This is a genomic window from Paenibacillus sp. RUD330, from assembly GCF_002243345.2.
GTDB lineage: Bacteria > Bacillota > Bacilli > Paenibacillales > Paenibacillaceae > Paenibacillus_O.
On the sequence record NZ_CP022655.2, the window covers coordinates 1,705,936 to 1,730,985 of the forward strand.

The 25,050-nt window shown below is 61.9% G+C and carries 22 protein-coding genes; 20 read left to right on the plus strand and 2 right to left on the minus strand.

Translation table 11 applies throughout. The features are described 5' to 3' along the window. Positions 1-78: 78 nt before the first annotated feature. From CIC07_RS07570 to CIC07_RS07585, 4 genes are all read left to right on the plus strand, one after another. A complete protein-coding gene (locus tag CIC07_RS07570) occupies positions 79-2,442 on the plus strand; it encodes an endonuclease MutS2 (protein WP_076358550.1) in 2,364 nt (787 codons plus the stop codon). A gap of 71 nt (positions 2,443-2,513) precedes the next feature. Beyond that, the gene (locus CIC07_RS07575; protein WP_076358394.1) at positions 2,514-2,930 is read left to right on the plus strand and encodes a DUF350 domain-containing protein; all 417 of its coding nucleotides are present in this window, start codon (positions 2,514-2,516) and stop codon (positions 2,928-2,930) included. Positions 2,931-3,061: 131 nt separating this feature from the next. Beyond that, positions 3,062-3,592 carry a hypothetical protein gene (locus CIC07_RS07580; RefSeq protein WP_234993005.1) on the plus strand — a complete coding sequence of 177 codons (531 nt, stop codon included), beginning with the start codon at positions 3,062-3,064 and terminating at the stop codon, positions 3,590-3,592. Between the two features lie 210 nt (positions 3,593-3,802). Beyond that, on the plus strand, positions 3,803-5,212 hold the full coding sequence (locus tag CIC07_RS07585; RefSeq protein ID WP_083688432.1) for an MFS transporter: 1,410 nt from the start codon (positions 3,803-3,805) through the stop codon (positions 5,210-5,212). An 88-nt stretch (positions 5,213-5,300) separates the two neighbouring features. On the opposite strand, the gene CIC07_RS07590 is transcribed toward CIC07_RS07585, so the two are convergent. Then, positions 5,301-6,419: a CotH kinase family protein gene (locus tag CIC07_RS07590; RefSeq protein WP_083688430.1), complete on the minus strand. Its 1,119-nt coding sequence runs from the start codon at positions 6,417-6,419 to the stop codon at positions 5,301-5,303. 214 nt (positions 6,420-6,633) lie between these two features. Here CIC07_RS07590 and CIC07_RS07595 point away from each other — a divergent pair, with 214 nt between their 5' ends. The 13 genes from CIC07_RS07595 to CIC07_RS07655 all read left to right on the plus strand — a co-directional run bounded on the left by CIC07_RS07595 (position 6,634) and on the right by CIC07_RS07655 (position 15,997). Next, positions 6,634-7,305, plus strand: a complete 672-nt coding sequence (locus tag CIC07_RS07595; protein WP_076358393.1) for a hypothetical protein — start codon at positions 6,634-6,636, stop codon at positions 7,303-7,305. Between the two features lie 115 nt (positions 7,306-7,420). After that, complete coding sequence (locus tag CIC07_RS07600; protein WP_083688428.1) at positions 7,421-7,645, plus strand: hypothetical protein; 225 nt, start codon at positions 7,421-7,423, stop codon at positions 7,643-7,645. 27 nt (positions 7,646-7,672) lie between these two features. After that, entirely contained in the window at positions 7,673-8,143 is a 471-nt protein-coding gene (locus CIC07_RS07605; RefSeq protein ID WP_083688426.1) for a spore coat protein, read from the plus strand. Positions 8,144-8,428: 285 nt separating this feature from the next. After that, entirely contained in the window at positions 8,429-8,920 is a 492-nt protein-coding gene (locus tag CIC07_RS07610) for an Lrp/AsnC family transcriptional regulator (RefSeq protein WP_048747415.1), read from the plus strand. A gap of 12 nt (positions 8,921-8,932) precedes the next feature. Further along, the gene (locus tag CIC07_RS07615) at positions 8,933-10,147 is read left to right on the plus strand and encodes an aminotransferase class I/II-fold pyridoxal phosphate-dependent enzyme (RefSeq protein ID WP_076358392.1); all 1,215 of its coding nucleotides are present in this window, start codon (positions 8,933-8,935) and stop codon (positions 10,145-10,147) included. Positions 10,148-10,269: 122 nt separating this feature from the next. Next, positions 10,270-10,500, plus strand: a complete 231-nt coding sequence (locus CIC07_RS07620; RefSeq protein WP_076358391.1) for an aspartyl-phosphate phosphatase Spo0E family protein — start codon at positions 10,270-10,272, stop codon at positions 10,498-10,500. Positions 10,501-10,708: 208 nt separating this feature from the next. Next, entirely contained in the window at positions 10,709-11,281 is a 573-nt protein-coding gene (locus CIC07_RS07625) for a cob(I)yrinic acid a,c-diamide adenosyltransferase (RefSeq protein WP_076358390.1), read from the plus strand. Beyond that, complete coding sequence (locus tag CIC07_RS07630) at positions 11,271-12,293, plus strand: RluA family pseudouridine synthase (RefSeq protein WP_442953351.1); 1,023 nt, start codon at positions 11,271-11,273, stop codon at positions 12,291-12,293. The genes CIC07_RS07625 and CIC07_RS07630 overlap by 11 nt, the downstream gene beginning before the upstream one ends. Further along, positions 12,290-12,661, plus strand: a complete 372-nt coding sequence (locus CIC07_RS07635; RefSeq protein WP_076358389.1) for an arsenate reductase family protein — start codon at positions 12,290-12,292, stop codon at positions 12,659-12,661. Before CIC07_RS07630 ends, CIC07_RS07635 begins: the two co-directional genes overlap by 4 nt. Next, positions 12,654-13,871: an aminotransferase class I/II-fold pyridoxal phosphate-dependent enzyme gene (locus tag CIC07_RS07640; protein WP_076358388.1), complete on the plus strand. Its 1,218-nt coding sequence runs from the start codon at positions 12,654-12,656 to the stop codon at positions 13,869-13,871. Before CIC07_RS07635 ends, CIC07_RS07640 begins: the two co-directional genes overlap by 8 nt. Before the next feature lie 4 nt (positions 13,872-13,875). Beyond that, on the plus strand, positions 13,876-14,787 hold the full coding sequence (locus CIC07_RS07645; RefSeq protein ID WP_076358387.1) for a 5'-3' exonuclease: 912 nt from the start codon (positions 13,876-13,878) through the stop codon (positions 14,785-14,787). A 143-nt stretch (positions 14,788-14,930) separates the two neighbouring features. Then, complete coding sequence (locus CIC07_RS07650; protein WP_076358386.1) at positions 14,931-15,485, plus strand: GNAT family N-acetyltransferase; 555 nt, start codon at positions 14,931-14,933, stop codon at positions 15,483-15,485. A 113-nt stretch (positions 15,486-15,598) separates the two neighbouring features. Continuing rightward, a complete protein-coding gene (locus CIC07_RS07655) occupies positions 15,599-15,997 on the plus strand; it encodes a DUF2500 domain-containing protein (RefSeq protein WP_234993006.1) in 399 nt (132 codons plus the stop codon). Positions 15,998-16,099: 102 nt separating this feature from the next. Here CIC07_RS07655 and CIC07_RS25755 read toward each other — a convergent pair whose 3' ends face one another. Then, on the minus strand, positions 16,100-17,335 hold the full coding sequence (locus CIC07_RS25755) for a DUF4269 domain-containing protein (RefSeq protein ID WP_159442441.1): 1,236 nt from the start codon (positions 17,333-17,335) through the stop codon (positions 16,100-16,102). A gap of 174 nt (positions 17,336-17,509) precedes the next feature. Between CIC07_RS25755 and CIC07_RS07665 the strand changes: the two genes are divergently transcribed. From CIC07_RS07665 to CIC07_RS07675, 3 genes are all read left to right on the plus strand, one after another. Then, positions 17,510-18,007, plus strand: coding sequence for a hypothetical protein (locus CIC07_RS07665; protein WP_076358385.1), 498 nt, complete (start codon positions 17,510-17,512; stop codon positions 18,005-18,007). Between the two features lie 93 nt (positions 18,008-18,100). Beyond that, on the plus strand, positions 18,101-18,565 hold the full coding sequence (locus tag CIC07_RS07670; RefSeq protein WP_076358384.1) for a GNAT family N-acetyltransferase: 465 nt from the start codon (positions 18,101-18,103) through the stop codon (positions 18,563-18,565). A gap of 345 nt (positions 18,566-18,910) precedes the next feature. Further along, positions 18,911-25,024 (plus strand): WIAG-tail domain, encoded by a 6,114-nt coding sequence (locus CIC07_RS07675; RefSeq protein WP_076358383.1) that lies wholly within the window; start codon positions 18,911-18,913, stop codon positions 25,022-25,024. Positions 25,025-25,050 lie beyond the last annotated feature (26 nt).

Sequence of the window (25,050 nt, forward strand, 5' to 3'; positions counted from 1 at the left end):
ATGTATAGCCGATTTGACCTGCGTGCGCGGATCCGCCGCTTCCGGTATAATGACGTTGAAAGGAGCTGCATGACGCTCGTGGACAGCAAAATCCTGCATACACTCGAATATGCCAAAATCATCGACCAACTACTACAACATACATCGACCCCGATGGGTCGCCGCCTGGCCGAAGAGCTCGCTCCCTCTTCGGATCTTCCCGATGTCGAGCGCTCGCTTCAAGCTACCGAGGAAGCGGCGGCGGCATACCGCCTGAAGGGAATCGGCCCGTTCCGCGGCATTGCCGACATCCGCGCCCATCTCAAGCGGGCGGTCATCGGAGGAACGCTGAGCTCGGCGGAGCTGCTGGAAACGGCGCTGACCGCCAGAGGAGCCCGCAGAGTCCGAAGCCATATCCAGCATCTGCATGAAGATCATCCGATTCCTCTGCTGGAGCATGTGGCCGAAGGCATCTATCCGCGCAAGGAGCTCGAGGACGCGATCTTCGCCTGCATCGACGAGGACGGCCATGTCCTCGACAGCGCCAGCAGCGAGCTGGCCCAGATCAGGCGGGAGCTGCGCCAGGGCGAGGGCAAGGTAAGGGAGAAGCTGGAATCGATGCTGCGCTCCGCCTCCGTTCAGAAGATGCTCCAGGACAGCCTGATCACGCTGCGGGGAGACCGCTATGTCATCCCGGTGAAGCAGGAATACCGCTCTCACTTCGGCGGCATCGTCCATGACCAGTCCAATTCCGGCGCGACGCTGTTCATCGAGCCGGAGGCAGTCGTCGCGATGAACAACAAGCTGCGGGAAGTCAAGGCTGCGGAAGCGCGCGAGATCGAGCGCATCCTTCAGAAGCTGACCGCCGAGGCGGCCGAAGCGGCCGAGGATCTGGCCATCAACCACGATCTGCTTGCGCAGCTGGATTTCGCCTTCGCCAAAGCCGTGCTTGCGCATGGCATGCGTGCCGAGCGCCCGGCGATGAACGGCAACGGGTATCTGCGCATCCGGCGAGGACGCCATCCGCTGATCGAGCGGGACAAGGCTGTGCCTCTCGATCTGGAGATGGGAGGAAGCCATACCGGCATCATCGTAACGGGCCCCAATACCGGGGGCAAGACGGTGGCGCTCAAGACGGTCGGCCTGCTCAGCCTGATGGCGATGTCCGGCTTGTTCGTGCCGGCCGACGACAGTACGGAGCTCTGCGTCTTCGACGCCATCTATGCCGATATCGGCGACGAGCAGAGCATCGAGCAAAGCCTCAGCACGTTCTCCAGCCACATGACCAACATCATCCGCATTCTCGGGCGCATGACAGCGGACAGCCTGGTGCTGCTCGACGAGCTTGGCGCCGGCACGGATCCTGCGGAAGGCTCCGCGCTCGCCATCGCCATTCTCGACCATATCCACCGGTCCGGCGCACGGATGCTGGCCACGACCCATTACAGCGAGCTGAAGGCCTATGCCTACAACCGGGAAGGTCTCATCAACGCGAGCATGGAATTCGACATCGCGACCTTGAGTCCGACCTATCGCCTTCTGGTCGGGGTGCCGGGCCGAAGCAACGCCTTCGCCATTGCCGAGAGGCTCGGTCTCGACAAAGGCATTATCCAGCAGGCCCGGGGCGAGGTCAGCGAGGACGATCTCCGCGTGGAAAGCATGATCGCTTCGCTGGAGCGTGACCGCCAAAGCGCCGAAGCGGAGCGCGGACAGGCCGAAGCGCTCCGCAAGGAGCTGGAAGAGGAGCGCAGCCTGTACGCCCAGGAGCTCAGGCGCTTCGAGGAGCAGCGGGACCGGATGCTGGCCAAAGCCCAGGAGGAAGCCCGGCTCGCCGTGGCCAAGGCGAGGCGCGAGGCGGAAGAGATCATCTCGGAGCTGCGCCAGCTCGCCAAGGAGGAAGGAGCGGCGGTCAAGGACCATAAGCTCACCGAGGCCCGCAAGCGGCTGGAAGAGGCTTCTCCGGAGCTTGTCCGGAAGCAGGCCGCCCGCAAGAAGGCGGAAGCCGGCCGCAGCATCGGCCCCGGAGACGAGGTTATCGTGCACAGCCTGAATCAGAAGGGCTATGTCGTCGACATGTCCGGGGGCGAAGCCACCGTGCAGCTGGGCATTCTCAAGATGAAGGTCAAGGAAGACGATCTGGAGCTCGTGAAGCAGGCTCCGGCTCCGAAGACGCAGCCGCCCAAAGCTTCGGCGACGCTCAAGCGCACCCGTGACGACAGCGTGAAGATGGAGCTCGACCTCAGGGGCAGCAATCTGGATGAATCCATCATCGAGGTGGACCGGTTCCTGGACGAGTCGTTCTTGTCGGGAATGGGACAGGTGTACATCATCCATGGCAAGGGAACAGGAGTGCTGCGGACGGGAATTCAGGATTTCCTGCGCCGCCATAAGCTTGTGAAGAGCTATCGGCTGGGCAACTATGGCGAAGGCGGATCGGGAGTGACCGTGGCGGAGCTGAAGTAGCCGCCGCGGCTACGGCGAGCCGAGGACCGGAGGCTGAATGAAACCAAGGCAAGCAGGCAGGAGGTGCGGGAATGGACAGGATTGTCGATGGTCTGCTGCGCAACGAGTACTTTTCCTCCCTGATTTATGTATCCATTGCCATCATGGCTTTGATCCTGTTCTTATCCTTGTTCGAATGGGTCGCGAAGTACAAATGCTGGGATGAAATCCGCAAAGGCAATATGGCGGTTGCGTTCGCGACCGGCGGCAAAATATTCGGCATCTGCAACATTTTCCGTTTTTCCGCCAATGCCGGGGATTCCATCTATGCGGGCTTGCTTTGGGGCGCATACGGGTTTATCATATTGCTTCTCGCCTACTTTCTGTTCGAGTTTCTGACTCCGGTATTCCGGATCGACGAGGAAATCAGGAAGGATAACCGTGCGGTCGGATTCATCGCGATGGTCATATCCGTCTCCATTTCCTTCGTGATCGGAGGAACGATATAGAAGCCGACTTGCGAGGCATAAGCAGCGGAGGGCTTGGGATGAAATACTTATGGGGCACGCTTGCCGTGCTTGCGGTATTGTTTTTTGTTTTGGGAATCATCTATTTGAACTGACGGAAGGAGACGGAGCCGATGAGCAAAGAAATGCAGGAAACAGGCTTGATCTGCCCTTGGTGCTCGACTGAAATCGTATGGGATGAGGAGATCGGTCCGGAAGAGTACTGCCCTCATTGCGAGAACGAGCTGACCGGATACCGGACGTTGAAGCTGGGCGAGAACGATGCGGACGCCCCGGAAGCGGCAGAGGCCGAGGACGGCGAGGCTGCGGACTGGGATGCCGACGAGCAGGCCGGCGACGACACGGGCTGGGCCGGAGGAGGCAGGCCTCGTTCCTGGCTGCTCGCCGACGAGAAGATCCAGCGGATCATGGACGATCAGGAGGAAATGCCGGAATGTCCGTCCTGCAGGGAGTACATGCTGTTCGGCGGCACCCAGCAGCTGGCTCCATTCGAGCCGGCCGCGCCACCGGCGCTGAAGAAGCCGCTCCTCCCGCCATCGCCGGGCCTGCAGGTCTACGTCTGCCCGGCTTGCCATGAGGTGTCGCTCAAGCTTGACCGCGATGCCAGGGGCTTCCTGACTTCCGCGCTCGGCGCGGAAAGCTGATCATCTGTTTTTGGCAACCAGCGGCTGAACAAAAAGCCGGGGCTGTCCTTCAAGTCATGAACATGACTGGGGGCGGCCCTTTTCGTTTTTTCAGCTGTCATGCCCCAGCATGAAAGACGCAAGACCAATGCCTGCCCGCTGAACCAAATAAAGGCATGCAGATGAACTCGGCAGCCGGGGAATGCTGTCACGATGGAGGTGGTTGCTGATATGGGCACACGCAAACATCGCAGGCGGCGGCAGTCCGCTCCGGCAGACCGGCCTGTTTCCGGACAAGGAGCGATACCGGACAGAGGGGATGTCGAAGCGGCTGCAATGGCGGGAGAAATGCCGATCGGAGGGGACGCCGGCTCTTCGGCGCCGCACGGGCAGAAGGCCGCAAGCCGGGGCGCGGCTGCCATCGACGGCCAAGCCGCCATGCTGCTCGCCGTGCTGACCTTGTTCAATGCGGCGAATGCCTTTTCAGGGACGTTCGTACCGGTCTACCTGTTCAAGGCAGGCCACAACTACAGCCTGGTCGGCATGTATTCCCTGCTTCAATACTTATGCGGAGGAATAATCGTATGGCTCGCCGGGGCTTGGGTGAAGCAGAGGGGGCTGGTGCTGTCGCTGAGAACAGGCGTCGCTTTATCCGGCATCTTTTATTTGAGCGTGCTGCTGCTGGGGGGAGCCGCCCGGAGCTATGCCGCGCCGCTCGGCATGCTGAACGGCATCGCAGGCGGATTTTTTTGGCTCGCCTACAATGTCCTCTATTTTGAAATCACCGAAAGGGACAACCGGGACCGGTTCAACGGATGGGCCGGCTTGCTTGCTTCGGGGGTCGGCATGTTCGCGCCATGGCTGTCCGGAATCATCATCGCCGCCCGTGGAGGCGATGCCGGATACGCGGTCATTTTCGGCTTGTCGCTTGTGCTGTTCGTATTAGCCGCAGTCATCAGCGCCAAGCTGAAAAAAAGACCTCCGCAAGGACGGTACGAATGGCTCATGGCCATCCGCGAGCTGAAGGATCCGTCAAGCCCATGGCGCCGCTTCGTGCCGGCCATTCTGTTCCAGGGGCTCCGGGACGGGGTCTTCATGTTCCTGATCGGCTTGACCGTATATGCGGCGACACAGCAGGAAAAGCAGCTCGGCACCTTTTATCTCGTCACCTCGCTTGTCGCCCTCGTAAGCTTCTGGATCTGCGGCAAGCTGCTGCGGCCGTCCAGACGGAGCGCGGCTATGCTGGCGGGCACGCTGGCCATGACGGCGGTCGTCGTTCCGCTGCTGGCCGGGGTGAAATATTCCACGCTGCTGCTGCTTGGGATCGGAACGTCTTTGTTCGCTCCGTTGTATATGATTCCCATGACCTCCGCCGTGTTCGATCTGATCGGAAGAAGCGAGGATTCGGTACGGAGAAGGGTGGAGTATACGGTGCTTAGAGAAGCCTCGCTCACAGTCGGGCGCGTGGCGGGAGTAGCGGCGTTCCTCGTCGTGGCTGCCGGAGGAAACCCGAGTCCGGATCGGCTGGCTTGGCTTCTGCTTGTTCTGGGCTCCGCTCCGATTGCCGGCTGGTGGTTCATCAGGCGTTCCCTGAAGCCGCGGGAGCAGCCGGCGTCGGCCGCGCCGGGGAGCCAGCCATGAAGGTGCCGGCCCGGTCCTGGGCTCCGCCCGCCAAGCTCAGCTGCCCGCCGCCGACTGCCGGCCCGGTTCTGGGACCCGCCCGCGAAGCTCAGTCTGAGGACCCGCCCGCCAACTGCCGGCGAGGCAAGCTTGCGCCACTCCCCAGCCAGCGTCTCAGCTCCGCCTTGACGAACCGGCGGCGCTTGCCGATGTAGGCGAGGATGAAGGCCTTTTCTCCGCCGAACGCCTTCAGCGTCGCAGCGCGCGCAGGATCGAGCTTGACGGCAGCAGCGATCCTCTCCAGCATGCCGCCCGCGACGGGACCGATCCGCTCTTCCGTGAACTCCGTCTCCATGATGCGCTCCAGCTCTTCGGCATATCGCCTTCTCCATTCCGGGAACTGGAAGACGCGGCGCGTCAAGCCGTTGTAGCCCTGGATCCGCACGAGATCGGCCGAGCAGGGCTTGCCGAAGCAATTGCGGCCCCATGAGCCTTCGTAATCCCAGGGAAGGATGCCGTAGCGGCCGGAAGCTTCATCCTCGTACAAGGCGTAGTTCTGCTCGAAGCCATCGTAGTTGCCGGTGAGCACGGCGCCGGCCAGCCATTTGAAATACAGGTCCAGATCGAGCCGCTCCTCGATGGCCTCCTGCAGGCGGGAGTCTTTGAGCCGGTGGAGGCCGCCGATGAAGTCGGATAAGCGGACAAGCGTGCCTCCGTCTCCTTCGACGAACTCATACCCGTCGGCAAGAGACCGCTTGCGGCGCCGGGACTCGGGATCCTTGAGCTCGAAGTTGGCGCTGTCGTTGGCCGCATACAGAAGCGACCGGTAGCGGATTCCGCGCATGGAAAAAAAGCGGGAATTGACGGCTTCGATCTCCAGATAAACGCCGTCCGGCCTGCCGCTGACCGACAGCCATACCGGACGCGTGCGCGGGGACGGGACCCCGATCTGCTCCATGAAATGAAAGCTGAGCGCGTTGCGGATCATGGAAGGGTCATCCGATTCCGCATTCCAATGAAGGACCAGCCCGCTGTCCAATTGGATCTCGTAGGATTTCTTCGCGTATTCCCGCGTATGTCCGCCTCTGTAGCGGATTCTCGCGCCTGATATCCGTCCGCCGATGCCGAGCTTCGCAGGCACATATCTGCGGCTCCATATATCCCGGTCAAGCTCCGACCTCTGATCCGGTCCCATCCACACCGACCGCTCCGGAATTCCTGTCCGCATATGCCCATCCTCCTCTTGCCGCCTTCGGCCTGAGGCGTATCCGCCCATGCGTTACCCTATTCGGAATACGGCAGGATGGTTCGGCCGGCGGCGGCTCTCCCGCTCCGCCAACCTCCCTGTCGCCGGGAAGACAGGCCGCATATACTGGGGACAGGAAGAGCGGCTATCCCACGAGAGCTCCTTCCTTCAAGCAGGAGGCGATCCAACAGCATCCATGAAATCCGAACATCCCTGGCAGAACCGCTTCGTAACCGTCATTCTGGAAGGAGGCGGCAGGCTGGAGGGACTTTTATGCGAGATGGGCGAAGACATGCTCTCCATGTTCATCCTCCCATCCCGGCGCTACGGCTATATCCCGCTGGTGCAAGTCAAGGAGCTGTCCCTCTCCCCCGTGCCCGCCCCCGAAGGCTCCCCGATCGCCGAAGACCATCCTTACCGCACCCCGTCCGAGCGCATGACCTACCGCAAGATCCTGCTGGCCTCCAAAGGCTCGTTCTCCGAAATCAAGCTTTCCTCCAACCGGCAGCTTCACGGCTATCTGGCCGGAGTCATGAACGATTTCCTGATCTTCTGCGCGCCGATGAACGGGGCTGTGCTTGTCCCGCTCGGCAGCCTGCGCTGCCTATCGCCCTATCCTTCCGGGCTGGCGCCGTACCATCTCACGCCGGAACAGTTCCCGCTGCGCCCGCTGTCGCTGGGCCTGGCGCGGAGCTTCTCCCAGCAGCTGGCCAAGCTGCAGGGGGAGTTCATCGTTGCGGGAAGAGGCGAATTGCCGGATCTGTCCGGCGTTCTAGCCTCGATCGACGGTCAGCTCGTCACGCTGACGGACGCGTCCGGCAGCAGCGTCTGCCTGCATTTCTCCGCTATCGAAGCGCTGCATCTCTAACCTCGGAATACCGCCATCCGCACTCATGCCGCAGCCGGCGCCGAGGGTACATATTGACAGTCCGTCGGGGCATCCTACAGCTTGGAAGCAATTCAAAACCAAGGGAGTGGGCACCATGCTGCAACCGTTGACCGGCAAGGAAATTCAGTACATCTCGGATTCCATGACCAATGAGGACCTGCTGATGAAGCAATGCGCCTGCATGGCGACCAGCGTGAGCAATCCCGGCGTCAGCCAGCTCGCCTCGAGAATGGTCATGACCCACCAGCAAAATTACGCAACGCTCTTGAACAGCCTGTACCAGCACCAGACGATGGCTCCGTCCTCGCCGCAAAGCTGACAACCATTCCAACAAGGAGGCCAATACATGTATCAGCAGCAAAATCAGAACGCCATGCAGACTCCGTTCCCGGAAGACGCTTGGGCCAATACGGTCCTGTGCGACCTGAAGCGGGTCGTGCGCGAATATGCGACGGCCGCGACGGAGAGCTCCTGTCCCGAAGTGCGCAAGATGTTCACGTCTCTGACGAACAGCACCCTGCAGCTGCAGGGAGAGCTGTTCAACGCCATGCAGCAGGCGAATATGTACACGGCGCCTTCGCCTGCGCTGCGCCAGGACATCCAGAAGAATATTGCCTCGTTCCAGCAGAAGCAGCAGCAGACCCAGCAATTTCTCCATCAGCGGATGAGCGGCCAGGCGGCGCAGCCGCCTGTGCAGCCTCAGACGCAATCGCAGCAGCCTTATATGCAGCCGCAGCTGCACTCTCCGCAGCAGTACGTGCAGCCTCAGATTCCGCAGCCCGTGCAGGACCATCAGCGCCAGCATTTCTATAGTTGAACAGCCGGAAGAAGGCGGGCGGGGACAGGTTCCCCGCCTGTCTTTTTTTTGTGCCGGAGCCTGCTTCGGGATCCGACCCCGGCGTACGGCTCTGTCATCGGCCGGGAAGTCTGCCGCGAAGGCGGAGTCCGTTTGGAATTGGAAGCGGGGACGGAGCTGGAGAGCCGGACGAGCGGCGGGGGAATGATTTACATCTGGCGGCCAAGCTTGCGATTTCACTTTCCAAATAGCTTGTTAACGGTGTAAAATGTTCTTTATAACGCTTCAGGAAGGGAGTCAAAGACGATGAACGAAATGAAATTCAAGGTGCTCGAGCTGCTCAAGGAAGACGCTCGCAGGAGCCCCGAACTGATCGCCACGATGCTTGATAAGCCACAGGAAGAGGTGGAGCAGGCGATCGCGGAAATGGAGCAGGATCACGTCATCGTCAAATATGCGCCCGTAATCAACTGGAGCAAGGTGGACGACCAGAAAGTGACGGCTCTGATCGAGGTTCAGATTACGCCCGAGCGCGGCCGCGGCTTCGAAGGCATCGCGGAGCGGATCTACCTGTATCCGGAAGTGAAGACGGTCTACCTGATGTCCGGAGCGTACGATCTGCTCGTCGAGGTGGAGGGCCGCACGCTGAACGAAGTGGCCTCGTTCGTCTCCAGCAAGCTGTCGACGATCGATTCGGTGCTTTCGACCAAGACATTCTTCATCTTGAAGAAATACAAGCAGGACGGCATCATTTTCGAAGAAAAAGAAGGCGATCAGCGGCTGCTGGTCACTCCGTGAGGCTGAGAGACCATGACCATCTCCAGCAAGACGCCTAGTCCCTCCGAACCTTCTGTCCGCCGTTCCATGTCCGACTACCTGTCCCCGGGCGCCAGGGCGATCAAGCCATCCGGAATCCGCCGGTTCTTCGATCTGGCGAACAGCCGCAAGGATGTGATCACGCTCGGCGTAGGCGAACCGGACTTCGTCACTCCGTGGCATGTCCGCGACGCCTGCGTGGCCTCGCTGGAAGCGGGCAAGACGCAATATACGTCCAATGCCGGCACGCCGGAGCTCAGAGGAGCGATCGGCCAATACCTGAGCGACTCGTTCGGCGTCGCGTACGACCCGGCCAAGGAAATTCTCGTGACGGTCGGAGGCAGCGAAGCGATCGACCTCGCTCTGCGGGCTCTGATCAGTCCCGGCGACGAGATTCTCGTGCCGGAGCCGAGCTACATTTCGTATTCGCCGATCACGACGCTCTCCGGCGGGGTTGCCGTCGGGGTGGAGACATTCGCGGAGCATGCCTTCAAGCTGCAGGCCGACACGCTGCGGGCGGCCATCACGCCCCGCTCCAAGATTCTGATCCTCAGCTATCCGAGCAATCCGACCGGCGGCATCATGACCTACGAGGACTGGCTGCCCATCGCCAAGGTCGTGGAGGAGCATGATCTGGTCGTCATATCCGATGAGATCTATGCCGAGCTGACCTATGGGAGCAAGCATGTCAGCTTCGCCTCCATGCCGGGAATGAAGGACCGCACGATTCTGGTCAGCGGCTTCTCCAAGGCGTTCGCCATGACGGGCTGGAGGATCGGCTACGCATGCGGCCATCCCGAGCTGATCGGCACGATGCTCAAGATCCACCAGTACACGGTCATGTGCGCCTCCAATATGGCGCAGGTCGCCGCGCTGGAGGCGCTGACGAACGGCATGGAAGAGATGTACCGCATGATGGAGTCGTACAACCAGCGCCGCCGCCTCGTCGTCAAAGGGCTGCGCGACATCGGCCTGCAGTGCCACGAGCCGCAGGGAGCCTTCTATGCCTTCCCGTCGATCGCCTCGACTGGGCTGAGCTCGGAGGAATTCGCGGAACGGCTCGTTCAGGAGCATGGCGTAGCGGCTGTTCCGGGAAGCGTGTTCGGACTGGGAGGAGAGGGGCATCTGAGATGCTCCTACGCGACTTCCGTAACGCAGCTCAATGAAGCGTTGGATCGAATGGGAGCGTTCGTCCACAAAATCAGGTAGGCATCGGGAAGATGATTTGCTATAATCAGGACTAATCAAAATTCAATTTTTTTACATCCTGTCGAATGAAGGGCATTTCGGATTGAAAAAGATTGCAATTGCAAGCGGGGAGGGATGTCAGCATGGCGGCAGGCATGGATTGTCTATCAGCGGCAGAAGCGAAGCCAAGAGTACGGAATGTTCCCGACTGGTCCCCGCTTTTGAGAAGTCTCTCCGAAGAAATCGATGCGCTTCGCAAAGAGATGGAGACCATCTATGAGGATATTTCAGGCTTTCAGTCCGAGGAGCTGTTGGCCGCGAGCCAAAGGCTGGACTTGAAGATCAACGAGTTTCTCCATTTCCAGCTGAGCTGATCCCACCGACCCACCCGCCCCGGCGCTGCCGGAGCGGGTTTTTTGCATGCATCCGTCTCTTCTTCCCTGTGCGGACAGTAGAAGCCGGGCCTCCAAAAGAAGCTTCGAGGCCGCCTCCCGTCCTGAAGCTGGAAGCAGCTGCAGAATGAGAGGAAGCCGTTCGATATGGTATAATGGAACCTATCCCAATAAGTGCAGGAGGCTGGCGATGAAGCTCTATACAAGAACCGGCGATTCCGGTCAGACCTCGCTGATCGGAGGCAGAGCCGACAAGCATGACGCCCGCGTGGAGGCGTACGGAACGATCGACGAGCTCAATGCCTTCACGGGGGCGGCCCGGGCGGAGACGGCTCGCGATCCGAGGCTGGACGATCTGACGGGGCAGCTCGAGGAGATCCAGCATGAGCTGTTCGACTGCGGCTCCGATCTGAGTTATGCCGATCCCAAGCCGGAGCAGCTCAAGGTGTCCGAGACGATGGCGCTGAAGCTGGAAGGCTGGATCGACGCGCTGAGCGCCGAGACGCCTCCGCTGAGAAGGTTCATCCTGCCGGGCGGGACGGCGGCGGCATCGGCGCTGCATGTATGCCGGACCGTATGCCGCAGGGCGGAGAGACGGACAGCGGCGCTGGCTGCGGCAAAGGAAATCAATCCGGGCGTCCTGCAATACTTGAACAGGCTTTCGGATTATTTCTTCGCGGCTTCGCGGGCGTCGAACTTCCGGACGGGAACGGCCGACACCGAATATGTGCGGGGGGCGGATGTATTTCGTGGTGACCGCTAGAACTTCGGAACGGTATGCGCAAGGAATCGCCCCGCCGTTCGGTTATTACGAGCCGATCCGGATCGAGGCCGGAGAGCGGGAGGACGGCTGGAGGCTGAGCAAGCTGCTTGAGCGGCGGCTCGGCGTCTCCCGCAAGCTTCTCTCCCGGCTCAAGCTGACCGAGCAGGGACTTATGATCAACGGCGTCCGCGCCTACTCCGGCGACCCGGTCCGATCCGGGGATATCGCGGAAATCCGGATGGAGCAGGAGCGTTCCGAGGATATCCTCCCGCAGGATCTTCCCCTGGAGATCGTGTTCGAGGACAAATGGGTGCTGCTCGCAAGCAAGCCGGCCGGCATGGTCGTGCATCCTACCCACGGACATTATACGAATACGCTGGCCAATGCGGCCGTTCACCACTGGCAGCAGGCCGGCGAGAACGTAAGGTTCAGGCCGGTGCACCGTCTCGACGAGGATACGTCGGGGCTCGTGCTGCTCGCCAAAAACCCATATGTGCATCAGCAGCTGTCCGAGCAGCACGGGGACGGGCGCATCCGCAAGCAGTATGCGGCCTATACGTACGGAGCGCCGGAGATTCCGGCCGCACGCATCGACGCGCCGATCGACCGGAATCCGGACTCGCCCCATCACCGGATCGTGACCCCGTCCGGGTACGCTTCCGCTACCCGTTACGAAACGCTGGCCGTCTACGGCGGCCGAGCCTCCAAAGTCCGGCTCCGGCTCGAGACCGGAAGGACGCATCAGATCCGGGTCCATATGGACTGGATCGGCTGTCCGCTGATCGGAGACCTCATGTACGGCCCGGCCGCGGCTGGAGGGGGCATCGGCAGCTGGGAGGAAGCCGCCGGACGGCAGGCGCTGCATGCGGAGATGCTCTCCTTCGAGCATCCCATGACAAGGGAAGAGATGACATTCACGGCGCCGCTGCCGCCGGATCTGAAGCGGCTGGAGCTGCTGCTGCGGCAGGACAGCGGGCAAAGACACGATGAAGGAGAAGGGCGGACAAGATGAGCGACAAAAAGGAAATGATCCTGTATGAATACAGCAAATGCGGCACCTGCCGCTCGGCCTTCAAGGACCTGGAGGCCGCCGGCCGCAGCGTGAGGCGGATTCCCCTCTTCGAGACGCCGCCCTCGAAGGAGGAGCTCCGCTCCCTCGTCAAGAAGAGCGGGCTCGAGCTGAAAAAGTTCTTCAACACCTCCGGCGAAGTCTACAAGGAGCTTGGGCTCAAGGACAAGCTCGGGACGATGAGCGAGGAGGAGCAGCTGGAGCTGCTGTCCTCGAACGGCAGGCTCATCAAGCGGCCGATCGCCACGGATGGGGTGAGGGTCACCGTAGGCTTCAAGCCGGAGTCGTACAAGGCTGCCTGGCATGGCTAGCTCCTGGCGCTCGGACAAGCTGGACCGGCTCGGCTCGTCGATCTTCAGCGAAGTGGCCCGGTGGAGGCAGGAAGCCTCCGAAGCCGGGCTCGACGTGATCGACCTCAGCATCGGCAGCCCGGATCTGCCTCCGAGCGCTGCGGTGCGCCAAGCTCTCAGCGAGGCGGCGCTGCGGCCGGAGGCGTACCGGTATCCGTCGTCCGAGGGGAGCATCGAATTCCGCCGGACGGCGGCGGAGTGGCTGCGCCATCGGTTCGGGACGGAGGTGGATCCGGAGACGGAGGTCGTGACGCTGATGGGGTCCCAGGACGGACTGGCGCATCTGGCGACGGCGATCTGCAATCCCGGCGACACGGCGATCGTCCCGGATCCCGGCTATCCTATCTACGCCGCTTCGCTTGCGGTGGCGGGAGTGGAGGCCGCCTTCCTGCCGCTGCGGGCGGAGGGAGGATTCCTCCCTGATCCCGATTCCCTTCCGGACAGCATCTGGGACAAGGCGCGCTTCGTGCTTGTCGGCCTGCCGGGCAACCCGATCGGGACCGCGGCAGGGCTGGACGTGCTGGAGCGGCTCGTGGACAAGGCGCGCAGGCATCGGACGCTGCTCGTCCTCGATCTGGCCTATTCGGAAATGGGTTACGGCGGTTACCGCCCCTTCAGCGTCCTGACGATTCCGGGCGCGAAGGACATCGCCGTCGAGTTCCATTCGATGTCCAAGAGCTTCCATATGGCCGGCTGCCGCATCGGCTTCATGGCGGGCAACGCCGCTGCCGTGGGAGCTCTCAAGGAGCTCAAGGCGAACATCGACTACGGCGTTTTTCCCGCCGTGCAGGAGGCGGCTGCGGCAGCTCTGCGCGAAGCGATGGACGCTCCCGGTTATGCCGGATTCCGCGGCGTCTACGAAGAGCGCCGCGACCGGTTCGCCGAGGCGCTGTCAAGGGCGGGCTGGAGCGTGCCGAAGCCGGATGCGACGATGTTTCTGTGGGCGGCTGTGCCTCGGCCGCCGGCAGGCGCTGCGGCTTGGAGCAGCCGCCGGTTTGCCCGGCAGCTGCTGCAGGATGCGGGCGTAGCCGTCGTGCCCGGCGATGCGTTCGGCAGCGAGGGAGAGGGTTATGTTCGGATCGCGCTTGTCGAGAGCGCGGACCGTCTGGCAGAGGCGGCGGAGAGAATCGGAGTCTGGCTGAAGAAGCAGGGGTTGGGAGAGGGGAGATAGGGAAATGGATTTATTCACATGGAATGAGGAACCGCCCGTTCTGCAGGAGGAGGCGGGTTCGCGGCTGCTGCTCGTCGACGGCATGGCCATTTTATTCCGGGCTTATTTTGCCACCGCATACGGCGGCAGCGTCCGGCGCACGAGTTCCGGCCTGCCGGTCAACGCGGTGCATGGCTTCGTGCGTTACTTCATGGATGCCGTGCGCAAGTTCCAGCCTACCCATGTCGCTTGCTGCTGGGATCTGGGGAGCACGACGTTCCGCACGGGAGAGTTCGCGCTGTACAAGGCCAACCGGCCGGATGCGCCGGATGACCTGATTCCCCAGTTCGATCTCGTCAAGGAGGTCGTGGCGAGCTTCGGCGTGCCGAACATCGGCGCGCCCGGCTTCGAGGCGGATGATTGCATCGGGACGCTGGCCAAGCTGCACGGCCGGGAGCACGAGGTGTTCGTGCTGACCGGGGACCACGACATGCTGCAGCTGGTGGACGAGAAGGTGTCGGTCGTCATCATGAAGAAGGGCCACGGCAATTATATGGTTTATACGCCTCAGACGCTGCTGGAGGAGCGCGGGCTGACGCCTGCGCAGATCATCGATGTGAAGGGGCTCATGGGCGATGCAAGCGACAACTATCCCGGTGTGAAGGGCATCGGCGAGAAGACCGCCCACAAGCTCGTTCAGGAGCACGGTTCGGTAGACGGCATCCTCGCCAGCCTCGAGCTGCTGTCCAAGACGGTGCGGGCCAAGATCGAGGCCGACCTGGACATGCTCCATCTATCCCGGAGGCTCGCGACGATCCACTGCGAGGCGCCCGTCGCCCTGGCGATGGACGATTGCTGCTGGTCCGTCAATCGCGCTCTCGTGGAGAAGAAGTTCGAAGAGCTGGAATTCAGAAGCTTGATCAGCCTGATCAGTTGATCGGAAGAACGATCGATTGGACGCCTATCGGGCGTCCTTTTTTAATTTCTCGCAAAGAAGATAATGAAAAATATTGACATATTATTCCATAATTTATATTCTTATACGATAGAATAGGCTCATCGGATGAAAGGGATGGTCAAATGAAGACGGAAGCTTCCTCCTTTGCAGAACTCGAAACCCCAAGGCTTGCCCTTCGCAGGCTGCGTTCGTCGGATGCAGAGGATATGTACGCCTATTTCTCGCTCGATGAAGTGACGAAGTATTACAATCTGGAATCGTTCACGGAGCTGGGCCAGGCGGAGGCGCTGATCAGCCGCTTCAATGAGAGGATCGACAGCGGCGCCGCCCTTCGCTGGGCTGTCACCCTCAAAGGCGAGGACCGGCTCATGGGAACATGCGGTTACCATAACTGGAGGCGGGATCACTGCCGCGCCGAGATCGGCTATGAGCTGCATCCCCGCTATTGGCAGCAGGGTTATATGACAGAGGCTGTGTCCGCCATGCTGGACTTCGGCTTCGGCGCGATGGGCTTGAACCGCGCGGAGGCGTTCATTGATCCGGACAATGCCGGCTCCCGCAGGCTGCTGGAGAAATGCGGCCTCAAGGAAGAAGGCTTGCTCAGAGATTATTTCTTCGAAAAAGGAATGTTTGTCGACGCGGCCGTCTTCTCCATGCTGAAGCGGGACCGCGCTTGAATGGAGCTTGGCGCCATGCATGAGCCGGCCAGGAGAAGTCTGGAGCAGGACAGGAACGAACCGGAAGAGCAGCGCAGAACATCGGCTAGGGATATGGAGGGAGGTGTCTGCAAGTGGGAGGACAGTTCGGTCCCAATCCGACTTTCACTTTCATGGACTCGTTCGGGCCTGTATTTATCGTCATCGTTTTTGTCATCTTAATCGGAAGCTTCGTCCTTGCCATCGGCAGGGGGCTGTTCACGTGGGGCAGCAACAACGCAGTCGAGATGCTCACGAACAGCTGCAAAGTCGTCGACAAGAGGACGAGAGCATCGGGCGGAGGCGTGGACTGCAGCGCGGACACCGCCTATTATGCTACCTTCGAATTCGCAGACGGCAGCCGTGTGGAGCTGAGAATGCCTGCGGACGAATACGGACTGGCCGTCGTCGGAGACGTCGGAGAGCTGACTTACCAGGGAACGAGGTACAAAGGCTTTGAACGGCATGTCCGGGCTCCCGGCACGGGGAGCTGATCTGCGGACCCGGTCGGGAAGGAAGCTTCCGGCCGATGCGCAAGCAGCCTGAATAGAGCAGCCGGGAAGTCCGGCGGCTCTATTCAGGCTGCGCATGTTCTCTTAACGACGGCCGTCCCATTCCCCGTAGAACTGCTCCAGGTAAGCCAGCATGAAGGCATGGCGCTCTGCGGCCAAGCGGCGGCCTGCCGCCGTGTTCATGCCGTCCTTCAGCTTCAGCAGCTTCTCATAAAAATGCGCGATCGCCGTTCCGTCGCGGCCGCGGTATTCCTCGGGCGTCAGGGCAGCCCGCGGAGAGAAGCCGGGATCATGGATGGGCCTGCCTACGGCGCCGGAATAGGCGAACACGCGGGCGATGCCGACGGCTCCGATCGCGTCCAGCCTGTCCGCATCCTGGACAACCTGCCCCTCGAGGGTCGCCATGGGCGGCCTTCCGCCCCCCTTGTAGGATATCGTCGAAATGATTTCCAGGGTGGCGGCGACCGTACCTTCGTCGGCATGGATGCGTTCCAGCCATTCTTCGACCTCCCGTAGCCCGGCTTCCTCTCCGTCCCGCAGCTTGTCGTCCGCCAAGTCATGGAGCAGCGCCGCCAGCCGGCAGACGAAGCGGTTGGCTTGCTCCTCCAGTCCGATGACATCGGCCGTCCTGGCGACCCGGCTGATATGGAACCAGTCGTGGCCGCTGAAGTCATGCTTCAGCTGCTCCCGCACATACGCCTCGGTCTTCTTCACCATTTTCTGCTTCTCAAGGCTTCCTTCAAGCCCCCAATCCATCCCTGCCTCGACAATCGCCCGCAGCTCCCCGTCGCCTGCATCCGCCAGCTCCAGCAGCCGGGCATAAGGATCGCCGCTGAGACGGAAATGGCAAGCGAATGCCGGCTCCGTTTTCATGCCCTGCTCCTTGAGCCTTCGGATGGCCGAGCGCGCTTCGGCTCCGGACAGCTCCAGAAGCCTGGCTTCCGCGGCCATATGGCGGCAGGCGTTTTGCCGGGCAGCCTCGCGAGGCTGCGCGAACAGCTCGACCGTCCAATCCTTCCAGCGGAAGGAAACGGCGACGGACGGCAGCTCTTGGGAGAGATGCCTCCGTGAAGAGTATCCGTCCATATGAGCGAAATTCGCTTCCGTGTCTCGAAGAAAACGATCCAGGTCGCCTGCTTCGCAGATGACATCGAGATCGCTCGAGGGGATGTCCACGTCGATGGGAACCGTGCCGGCAAGCACGGGAGTATATGCCTCCAGAATGGCGAATAGATTCAGCTCGCGCAGCGCGGCAGCCGCCGAGCGCTGTGCCGGCGTTCCCGACGCCAGCCTGTCCAGGCTGTAATCGCTGATGTTCATTGTCGCTCCCCTCTCCTGGCCTGCTGTAGACGACGGTTCGAATGCCGAGACCGTCCCATTCAGCGGCAACATTCCATTCTATCACGGACACGGCGCTTCGGACAGGCTTGCAAGGCCGGCAGCCGGCATCTTATGCTATAATGCACAGTACAATCCCATTACCGGAGGTTTCACATGTTATCGTTCCAAGAAAAGCTAGACATCCTATCCTCGTTCCCGGAGCTGACGCGCAACGACGTGTCGATGGGACGGGTCAACTTCCACTTTGAAGGAAGCCAGCATGAGAAGAAAACCGTCGGATACCGGCTGCATCCGAACGGAAGCGGATATATATATGCCGGCCTGCTGAAGGGATACGATACCGACGACAAAGGGTATGCAAGCATCCGCGACCTGAACGAAGAGCAGCTGCGGGAGCTTGCGGCCGCTTCGATTGAGTCCTTGTCGGCGCCGCCGTCCGGACCTGCGCGCGAGCCCGGCCAAAGCAGGGCCGCCCGCAAGCGGCGCATGGCGAGAACGGCCTGGGTAAGCCCGGAGGGCGATGAGCTGGAGCTGAGGTGCGAGGACGATCTCTGGTATTTGTATGCCGGCCTGAGCCTGGAGATGGCCTTCGAGACGTTCGAGGAAGCCGAGGAATATTTGCAGGAAGAGGGCTTCCAGCCGAAGGCGTAGCATCAAAAGTCCAAATTCTTGTCGCCTGCCTCCATGGCTGTCAGTGCTCAGACGCCTTATAGTTGGGAAAACGCTTCTGGAGGCGGAACCAAGATGAATAGGACAAGCGATTCCATTACGGTCAGCCGATGCGATGCAGCCCATGCCGTCGCTCCGCTGTTCGACCAGTACCGGATCTTTTACGGCCAGCCTTCCGATGAGGAAGGGGCGCGCCTGTTCCTGCAGGCAAGGCTCGAGCGGGGAGAATCGGTCCTGTTCGCCGCAGCGGCGGAAGGCGTTCCGATCGGGTTCGCCCAGCTGTATCCGGTGTTTTCGTCGGTATCCATGAGGAGAGTGTGGATTCTGAACGACTTGTACGTGCATGCGGAATGGCGCGGGCGGGGGGCTGCCAAGCTGCTGCTGCAGGCGGTTCGGGACTACGCGGCTGCGGGAGAGGCCAGATCGGTCCAGCTCTCGACCGCTGCGGACAATTCGGCGGCAAGATCTCTTTACGAACAGGCAGGGTATGAGCTCGACACGGTTTTTTTGACGTACGAGCTGTTGCTGGAGAAAGCTTAGCTTGATTCAGATGCGAAATCGATGCTCCGTGCGGCAGGGCGGAGTCGAAAAAGGGAATCCGTGGACATCTCGGATTCCCTTTTTTGCTTTATGCGGGTTCAGCCGCGATAAAGCCGGCTTCGCCGCCGGGTCGGGTTGAACGGACCGGAATATCCTGCAGGCATCCGCATTCAGGCATGCTGCGAGCTCCTTGATCATGAGAGCCGCATCGCTCGAGGAAGCGCCGGATTTTGCCGAGGCCTGCCTATTTTTTTGCGATCAGCTGTCCCATATGGAGTCAAAAGCCCAAGCATTCTGCATATAGTAGCGATAATGAAGCCGGGCAACAAGGAGTGGACAGAGGTTATGGCGAACAGCAGAAAAGCGAAAAGGCCGAAGGCCAGAAAAGTGTTCTTCGTGGAAGATTCCTCGATATCGGAAATCAACTGGCTCGATGAGGCGGAGGAAGGCGAAGGCGAAAGCGGGGATACGGCGCAGATCAGCGGAAACAGCGGGCTCATTCAGGAAGAAAAGGCTCAGAAAAGCGAGGGGGAGATCAGGGACAGCTCCGAAACGGCGGCGGTCAGCAGCGTCGAGGCTCCTCCTGCACCAGCTGATTCCACGGAGGCTCTTCACTCGGAAGCGCTGGAGAAGCCGGAGACGGATCTGCCGGAGCAGGCGGGCCATCCGGAAGCGACGGAGAAGAGCGGGCATTCGGAGAAGGCAGGCCATCCGGAAATAACGGAGAAGAACGGGCAGTCGGAGAAGGCGGCGATCCCGGAGAAGGCCGATCTTTTGGAGAGCGCGCGCAAGCCCGGGGGCCCGGAGGGGACGGAACAGCCGGAGGCTCGGGCACAGACGAAGGAGGGGGCGCCCGCTCCTGCCGCCAGCGAGGAAACGGCCGCCTCAGCGGAGCGGCGGCTGGCCGAGCGGCGGAGAAGCGGAAGCTCGGCGCCGATCGTCTATGCCTCCGATCTGGCCGACGGTTCCGTGAGCGAAGCCAAGCTGGCGTCGGCGTCAGTGTCACGCAGCAAGCTGCAGCCGGGATCGGTAAGCTCGGAGGCTCTCGCGGACGGCGCCGTAGACAACGCCAAGCTCCGGGACGGAGCCGTCACATCGGATAAAATCGCGGATAAGACGGTGCTGCGCGAGCATCTCGCTGATGGAGCCGTCTCCGGAGCGATCATCGCGGACGGAGGCATCTCCGGAGCCAAGCTCCGCTCCGGCAGCATCGGTTCCGACAAGCTGGCGAACCGCTCCATCATTGGCGACAAGATCGCCGAAGGAAGCCTGGAGGCGCGGCATTTGAAGGCGGGAGCCTTCTCTGGAGAGCTGCTGGCGGAATCGTCGATCCAGTCGATCCATTTTGCCTTGGAGTCCGTCGATACGCCCGCGCTGGCGAATGAAGCCGTGGACAACGCCAAGCTTGCGGCCGAATCCGTCACGGAGTCGAAGCTTCGAGACGGGGCGGTGACTTCAGCCAAGCTGGCTGAGGAGGCGGTGAACGCCTCCCATATCGCCCCTTCTTCCATCGAGGGCAGCCATCTGGCTCCGCAGAGCGTGGAGGGAGCCCATGTCGCCGACGCATCTCTGGAAGGAAGGCATCTGGCAGCGGGAGCCGTCGGCTCCAGGGAATTGGCGGATGAAGCGGTCGGCTCCAATGCGCTGGAGCCGAATGCGGTCGGTCCCGAGCATATCCAGCCTTTCGCCGTTGCCGGAGACCATATCTCGCCGGGAGCGGTGTCGTCCGTTCATTTGGCGGATGCAGGCGTCGGCTCCGTGAACTTGCAGCCGGACTCGGTCACGACGATCAAGCTTGCCGACCACGCCGTCACGTCGTCCAAACTGGCGGACCAGAGCGTAAGCAAGGCCAAGATCGCGGATCAGGCGGTGTCCAGGAAACATCTGGCAGCCGATGCCGTGGACGGCTCCAAGCTTGCTTCCGGAAGCGTGTCGGAACGCCATCTGGCCGCTGAATCGGTCGCTTCTTTCCATGTGAAGGACGGCTCGATCCTCGAGGAGCATCTGGCGGACGATGCGGTGACGGAAGAGAAGATCGCCGGAAACAGCGTCGGAACCGGGCATCTGAAGGACGGCTCCGTAACGGCGAAGCAGCTCGGGAATGCTTCTGTCGTCCGGTCCAAGCTGGCCGAGGATTCCGTCGGATCGGAGCATCTGGCCGCGGAGAGCGTGCAAAGCCGCCATGTCTCCGACGACAGCATCGGATTCAGCCATCTTGCGCCGGGCTCCGTCCGCGCCCGTCAGATCGGACCGTCGGCGGTGACGTCGGAGGCGGTTGGCGAAGCCCAGATCGCGGGAAGACATCTGGCGGACCGAAGCGTCGACGCCAGGCATATCGCGCAAGGCTCGATCCGGACTGCGTCCCTTGCGGACGGCTCCGTGAGCCAGGCGAAGCTGGCCGACAGCTCGGTGAGCGGCCGTGCGCTGGCCGAAGGAGCCGTGACCGCAAGGCATTTGGCCGATTATATGGTGAACTCGCTGAAGCTGTCTCCGGAGTCGGTAACATCCGACAAGCTGACGGAGTTTTCCGTAACCGAATCCAAAATCGCGCCGGGAAGCGTGACCGAGTCGAAGCTGGCCGACAGCTCCGTAGGAAGCAGCCATTTGAAGACCTCCTCCGTCGGAGCCGACCATATCCAGGACGCATCCGTCGGCAGCGCTCACCTTCGCGCCGGGGCGGTAACATCCATTCATCTCGCAGGCGGCCTTATCGATTCGGATGCTCTGGCCGACCAGGCCGTGAAGGAAAGGCATTTGGAGTCGAACAGCGTCCATGCCAAAGCGATCGCCCCGGAAGCGGTGCAAAGCGTCCACATCGCCCAGGAAAGCATCCTCGGGCTGCACCTGACGCCGCAGCTCATCCGTCCTGTGCATCTGGCCCCGGAATCCATCCGCCAGGAGCATCTGGCTGCAGGAACGGTAGGGGAGGAACAGCTCCAGGCAGGAGCTGTCAGCTCCAGGGAGCTCAGGGAGCAGGCGGTCGAGTCGGCCCATATTTCCCCTGGCGCCGTCGCCTCCGAGCATTTGGAGCCGGGCAGCGTCAGACAGGAGCATCTTGCCCGACACTCGGCAGGAGAGCAGCAGATCGCTCCGGCAAGCATCGACGCTTCCCATGTGAAGGAGGGCGCAATTCAGTCCGATCATATCAAAGGCGGCGCCGTGAGCGGCTTCCACGTCGGGCTGGAGACGCTGGCGGGCAAGCATCTCAAGCCGGCTTCGCTGCTCGGCTACCACATTTCGGCGGGAGCGATCGGAGCGGAGCAGCTGCATGAAGGCAGCGTGGAAGCCAGGCATCTTCGAGCCCGTTCCATCGGCTCCGCGCACTTGGCGGCAAGCAGCGTCGGCGGCGAGCATATCGCGCCTTCGAGCATCGGCAGCGGCCATCTGGCCACCGGCAGCGTGGGAAGCGGGCATATCGCGCCTTCGAGCATCGGCAGCGGCCAGCTGGCCGCAGACAGCGTAGGAAGCGAGCATATCGCGCCATCAAGCGTCGGCAGCGGGCAATTGGCAGCAGGCAGCGTCAATGGCGGGCATATCGCGCCTTCGAGCATCGAGAGCAGCCATTTGGCTGCGGACAGCGTGGAGAGCAGGCATATCGCCCGAGCCAGCGTGGACGGCGAGCATCTGGTCCAGGAGAGCATTACCGGAAACCTGATTGCGCGGCAAAGCATCACCGGCCGCAACTTGGCGCCGGGCAGCGTGGATTCGCTTCAGCTGGCGGAAAACAGCGTGACCGGCTTGCATTTGGCTTCCGGGAGCGTAAGCAGCGAGCATATCTCGCTGTCGAGCGTGGGCAGCGGGCAGCTTGCTGCCGGCAGCGTCGCCGGCGAGCATATCGCGCCGTCAAGCATCGGCAGCGAGCATATCGCGCCGCTCAGCATTGCGGGCAGCCAGCTTGCGCATCAAAGCGTCGCCGGCCGCCATTTGCTGCCGGGCAGCGTAAGCTCGGCTCAGCTGTCTGCGGGCAGCGTGAAGAGCGAGCATATCGCGGAGTCGAGTGTAGGAAGCCAGCAGCTGGCTGCAGAGAGCGTGAACAGCGAGCATATCGCGCTGTCGAGCGTAGGAAGCGAGCAGTTGGCCGCAGAGAGCGTGACGGCCGTGCATATCGCGCCGTCGAGCGTGGGAAGCAGGCAGCTGGCCGAAGGCAGCGTGAAGGGCGAGCATATCGCGCCGTCGAGCGTGAGCAGCGAGCAGATGGCCGAAGGCAGCGTGAAGGGCGAGCATATTGCGCCGTCGAGCGTGAGCAGCGAGCAGCTGGCTAAAGGCAGCGTGAAGGGCGAGCATATTGCGCCGTCGAGCGTGAGCAGCGAGCAGTTGGCTGAAGGCAGCGTGAAGGGCGAACATATCGCGCCGTCGAGCGTGAGCAGCGAGCAGCTGGCCGCAAGCAGCGTGAAGGGCGAGCATATCGCGCCGTCGAGCGTGAGCAGCGAGCAGCTGGCTGCAGGCAGTGTGAAGGGCGAGCATATCGCGCCATCAAGCGTGGGCAGCGAGCAGCTGGCCGAAGGCAGCGTGAAGGGCGGGCATATCGCGCCGTCGAGCGTGAGCAGCGAGCAGCTGGCCGAAGGCAGCGTGAAGGGCGAGCATATCGCGCCGTCGAGCGTGAGCAGCGAGCAGCTGGCCGAAGGCAGCGTGAAGGGCGAGCATATCGCGGCGTCAAGCGTGGGAAGTCAGCAGCTGGCCGAAGGCAGCGTGAAGGGCGAGCATATCGCGCCGTCGAGCGTGGGCAGCGAGCAGCTGGCCGCAGGCAGCGTGAAGGGCGAGCATATCGCGGCGTCGAGCGTGAGCAGCGAGCAGCTGGCCGCAGGCAGCGTGAAGGGCGAGCATATCGCGGCATCGAGCGTGAGCAGCGAGCAGCTGGCCGAAGGCAGCGTGACGGGCGAGCATATCGCGCCGTCGAGCGTGAGCAGCGAGCAGCTGGCTGCAGGCAGTGTGAAGGGCGAGCATATCGCGCCATCAAGCGTGGGCAGCGAGCAGCTGGCCGAAGGCAGCGTGAAGGGCGAGCATATCGCGGCATCGAGCGTGAGCAGCGAGCAGCTGGCCGAAGGCAGCGTGAAGGGCGGGCATATCGCGGCATCGAGCGTGAGCAGCGAGCAGCTGGCCGCAGGCAGCGTGAAGGGCGAGCATATCGCGCCGTCGAGCGTGAGCAGCGAGCAGCTGGCCGAAGGCAGCGTGAAGGGCGAGCATATCGCGCCATCGAGCATATCGGGCAGCATGCTCTTGGAACAAAGCGTTGCCGGCCGCCACTTGGCTCCGAACAGCGTGAACTCGGTCCAGCTGGCGGAAGAGAGCGTGACCAGCGCGCATTTGGCTGCCGGCAGCGTGAGCGGAGACCATATTTTGCCGTCAAGCGTGGGAAGCGAGCATTTGGCGCCGGCCAGCATAACGAGCGAGCATATTGCGCCATCGGGCATAACCGGTCTTTTGCTCGCAGAGCAAAGCATAACAAGCCGTTTGCTGGCGCCTGGCAGTGTGAACTCCATTCAATTGGCGGAAGAGAGCGTGACCAGCGCGCATTTGGCTGCCGGCAGCGTGAGCGGAGACCACATTTTGCCTTCAAGCATAGGAAGCGGGCATTTGGCGCCGGCCAGCATAACGAGCGAGCATATTGCGCCATCGAGCATAACCGGCCTTTTGCTCGCAGAGCAAAGCATAACAAGCCGTCTGCTGGCGCCTGGCAGTGTGAATTCCATTCAATTGGCGGAAAAGAGCGTGACCCGCTCGCATTTGGCCTCAGGCAGTGTAGGCGGCGAGCAGCTCGCGGCAGGCAGTGTGACGAGCGAGCATTTTGCCCTTTCGAGCATAAATGGAAGCTTGGTCCAGGAGCAAAGCATAACCGGCCGTCAATTGGCGCCAGGCAGCGTAAACGCCGTCCAATTGGCTGAGGAGAGCGTAACAAGCTTGCATTTGGCCGCCTGGAGCGTGAGCGGCGAGCATATTGCGCCGTCGAGCATAGGAAGTCAGCAGCTGGCCGCAGGCAGCGTGACGACGGAGCATATCGCGCGCTCTAGCGTAAGCGGCGAGCAATTGGCCGCAAGCAGCGTTACGAGCGACCACATCGCGCCGGCGAGCATCGGAAGCGGGCAGCTGGCCGCAGGCAGCGTGACGCTCGCGCATCTTGCGGCGGAAGTCCTCCGGCAGCTGACGCTTCCGGCTGTGCCGATTCCGGAGCCGGCTCCGTCGCATAGAAGCAGCGATCTCAACCAGCAATTCGGGCTGACGGCCTTCGCTTTCGACGACCGGGACGATCAGCTTGAACTTGAAGTGGCCTTCAGCGAGCCGTTCGAGGATGCCTCCTATGCCCTTACCGCGAACGCGGACCATCCGTACTGCTACGCGGCGATCAAGGCCAAGGATCGGGACCGCGCCGTCCTTACGATCGTCCGTACCCGCATAGGTCCGGTGCCGGCCGGCAGCATCAACTGGATCGCAATCGGAAAAGGCCGAGAAAGCAACGAATAACCTGCAAATGAAGAGGCTGTCGCCAG

Excerpts from the sequence above, each read along its gene's own strand:
- CIC07_RS07585 (WP_083688432.1), top strand. The coding sequence starts at position 3,803 with ATGGGCACACGCAAACATCGCAGGCGGCGGCAGTCCGCTCCGGCAGAC.
- CIC07_RS07645 (WP_076358387.1), top strand. The coding sequence starts at position 13,876 with ATGGATTTATTCACATGGAATGAGGAACCGCCCGTTCTGCAGGAGGAG.
- CIC07_RS07610 (WP_048747415.1), top strand. The coding sequence starts at position 8,429 with ATGAACGAAATGAAATTCAAGGTGCTCGAGCTGCTCAAGGAAGACGCT.
- CIC07_RS07635 (WP_076358389.1), top strand. The coding sequence starts at position 12,290 with ATGAGCGACAAAAAGGAAATGATCCTGTATGAATACAGCAAATGCGGC.
- CIC07_RS07650 (WP_076358386.1), top strand. The coding sequence starts at position 14,931 with ATGAAGACGGAAGCTTCCTCCTTTGCAGAACTCGAAACCCCAAGGCTT.
- CIC07_RS07625 (WP_076358390.1), top strand. The coding sequence starts at position 10,709 with ATGAAGCTCTATACAAGAACCGGCGATTCCGGTCAGACCTCGCTGATC.
- CIC07_RS07605 (WP_083688426.1), top strand. The coding sequence starts at position 7,673 with ATGTATCAGCAGCAAAATCAGAACGCCATGCAGACTCCGTTCCCGGAA.
- CIC07_RS25755 (WP_159442441.1), bottom strand. The coding sequence starts at position 17,335 with ATGAACATCAGCGATTACAGCCTGGACAGGCTGGCGTCGGGAACGCCG.
- CIC07_RS07670 (WP_076358384.1), top strand. The coding sequence starts at position 18,101 with ATGAATAGGACAAGCGATTCCATTACGGTCAGCCGATGCGATGCAGCC.
- CIC07_RS07600 (WP_083688428.1), top strand. The coding sequence starts at position 7,421 with ATGCTGCAACCGTTGACCGGCAAGGAAATTCAGTACATCTCGGATTCC.
- CIC07_RS07675 (WP_076358383.1), top strand. The coding sequence starts at position 18,911 with ATGGCGAACAGCAGAAAAGCGAAAAGGCCGAAGGCCAGAAAAGTGTTC.
- CIC07_RS07640 (WP_076358388.1), top strand. The coding sequence starts at position 12,654 with ATGGCTAGCTCCTGGCGCTCGGACAAGCTGGACCGGCTCGGCTCGTCG.
- CIC07_RS07575 (WP_076358394.1), top strand. The coding sequence starts at position 2,514 with ATGGACAGGATTGTCGATGGTCTGCTGCGCAACGAGTACTTTTCCTCC.
- CIC07_RS07580 (WP_234993005.1), top strand. The coding sequence starts at position 3,062 with ATGAGCAAAGAAATGCAGGAAACAGGCTTGATCTGCCCTTGGTGCTCG.
- CIC07_RS07595 (WP_076358393.1), top strand. The coding sequence starts at position 6,634 with ATGAAATCCGAACATCCCTGGCAGAACCGCTTCGTAACCGTCATTCTG.
- CIC07_RS07590 (WP_083688430.1), bottom strand. The coding sequence starts at position 6,419 with ATGCGGACAGGAATTCCGGAGCGGTCGGTGTGGATGGGACCGGATCAG.
- CIC07_RS07620 (WP_076358391.1), top strand. The coding sequence starts at position 10,270 with ATGGCGGCAGGCATGGATTGTCTATCAGCGGCAGAAGCGAAGCCAAGA.
- CIC07_RS07615 (WP_076358392.1), top strand. The coding sequence starts at position 8,933 with ATGACCATCTCCAGCAAGACGCCTAGTCCCTCCGAACCTTCTGTCCGC.
- CIC07_RS07665 (WP_076358385.1), top strand. The coding sequence starts at position 17,510 with ATGTTATCGTTCCAAGAAAAGCTAGACATCCTATCCTCGTTCCCGGAG.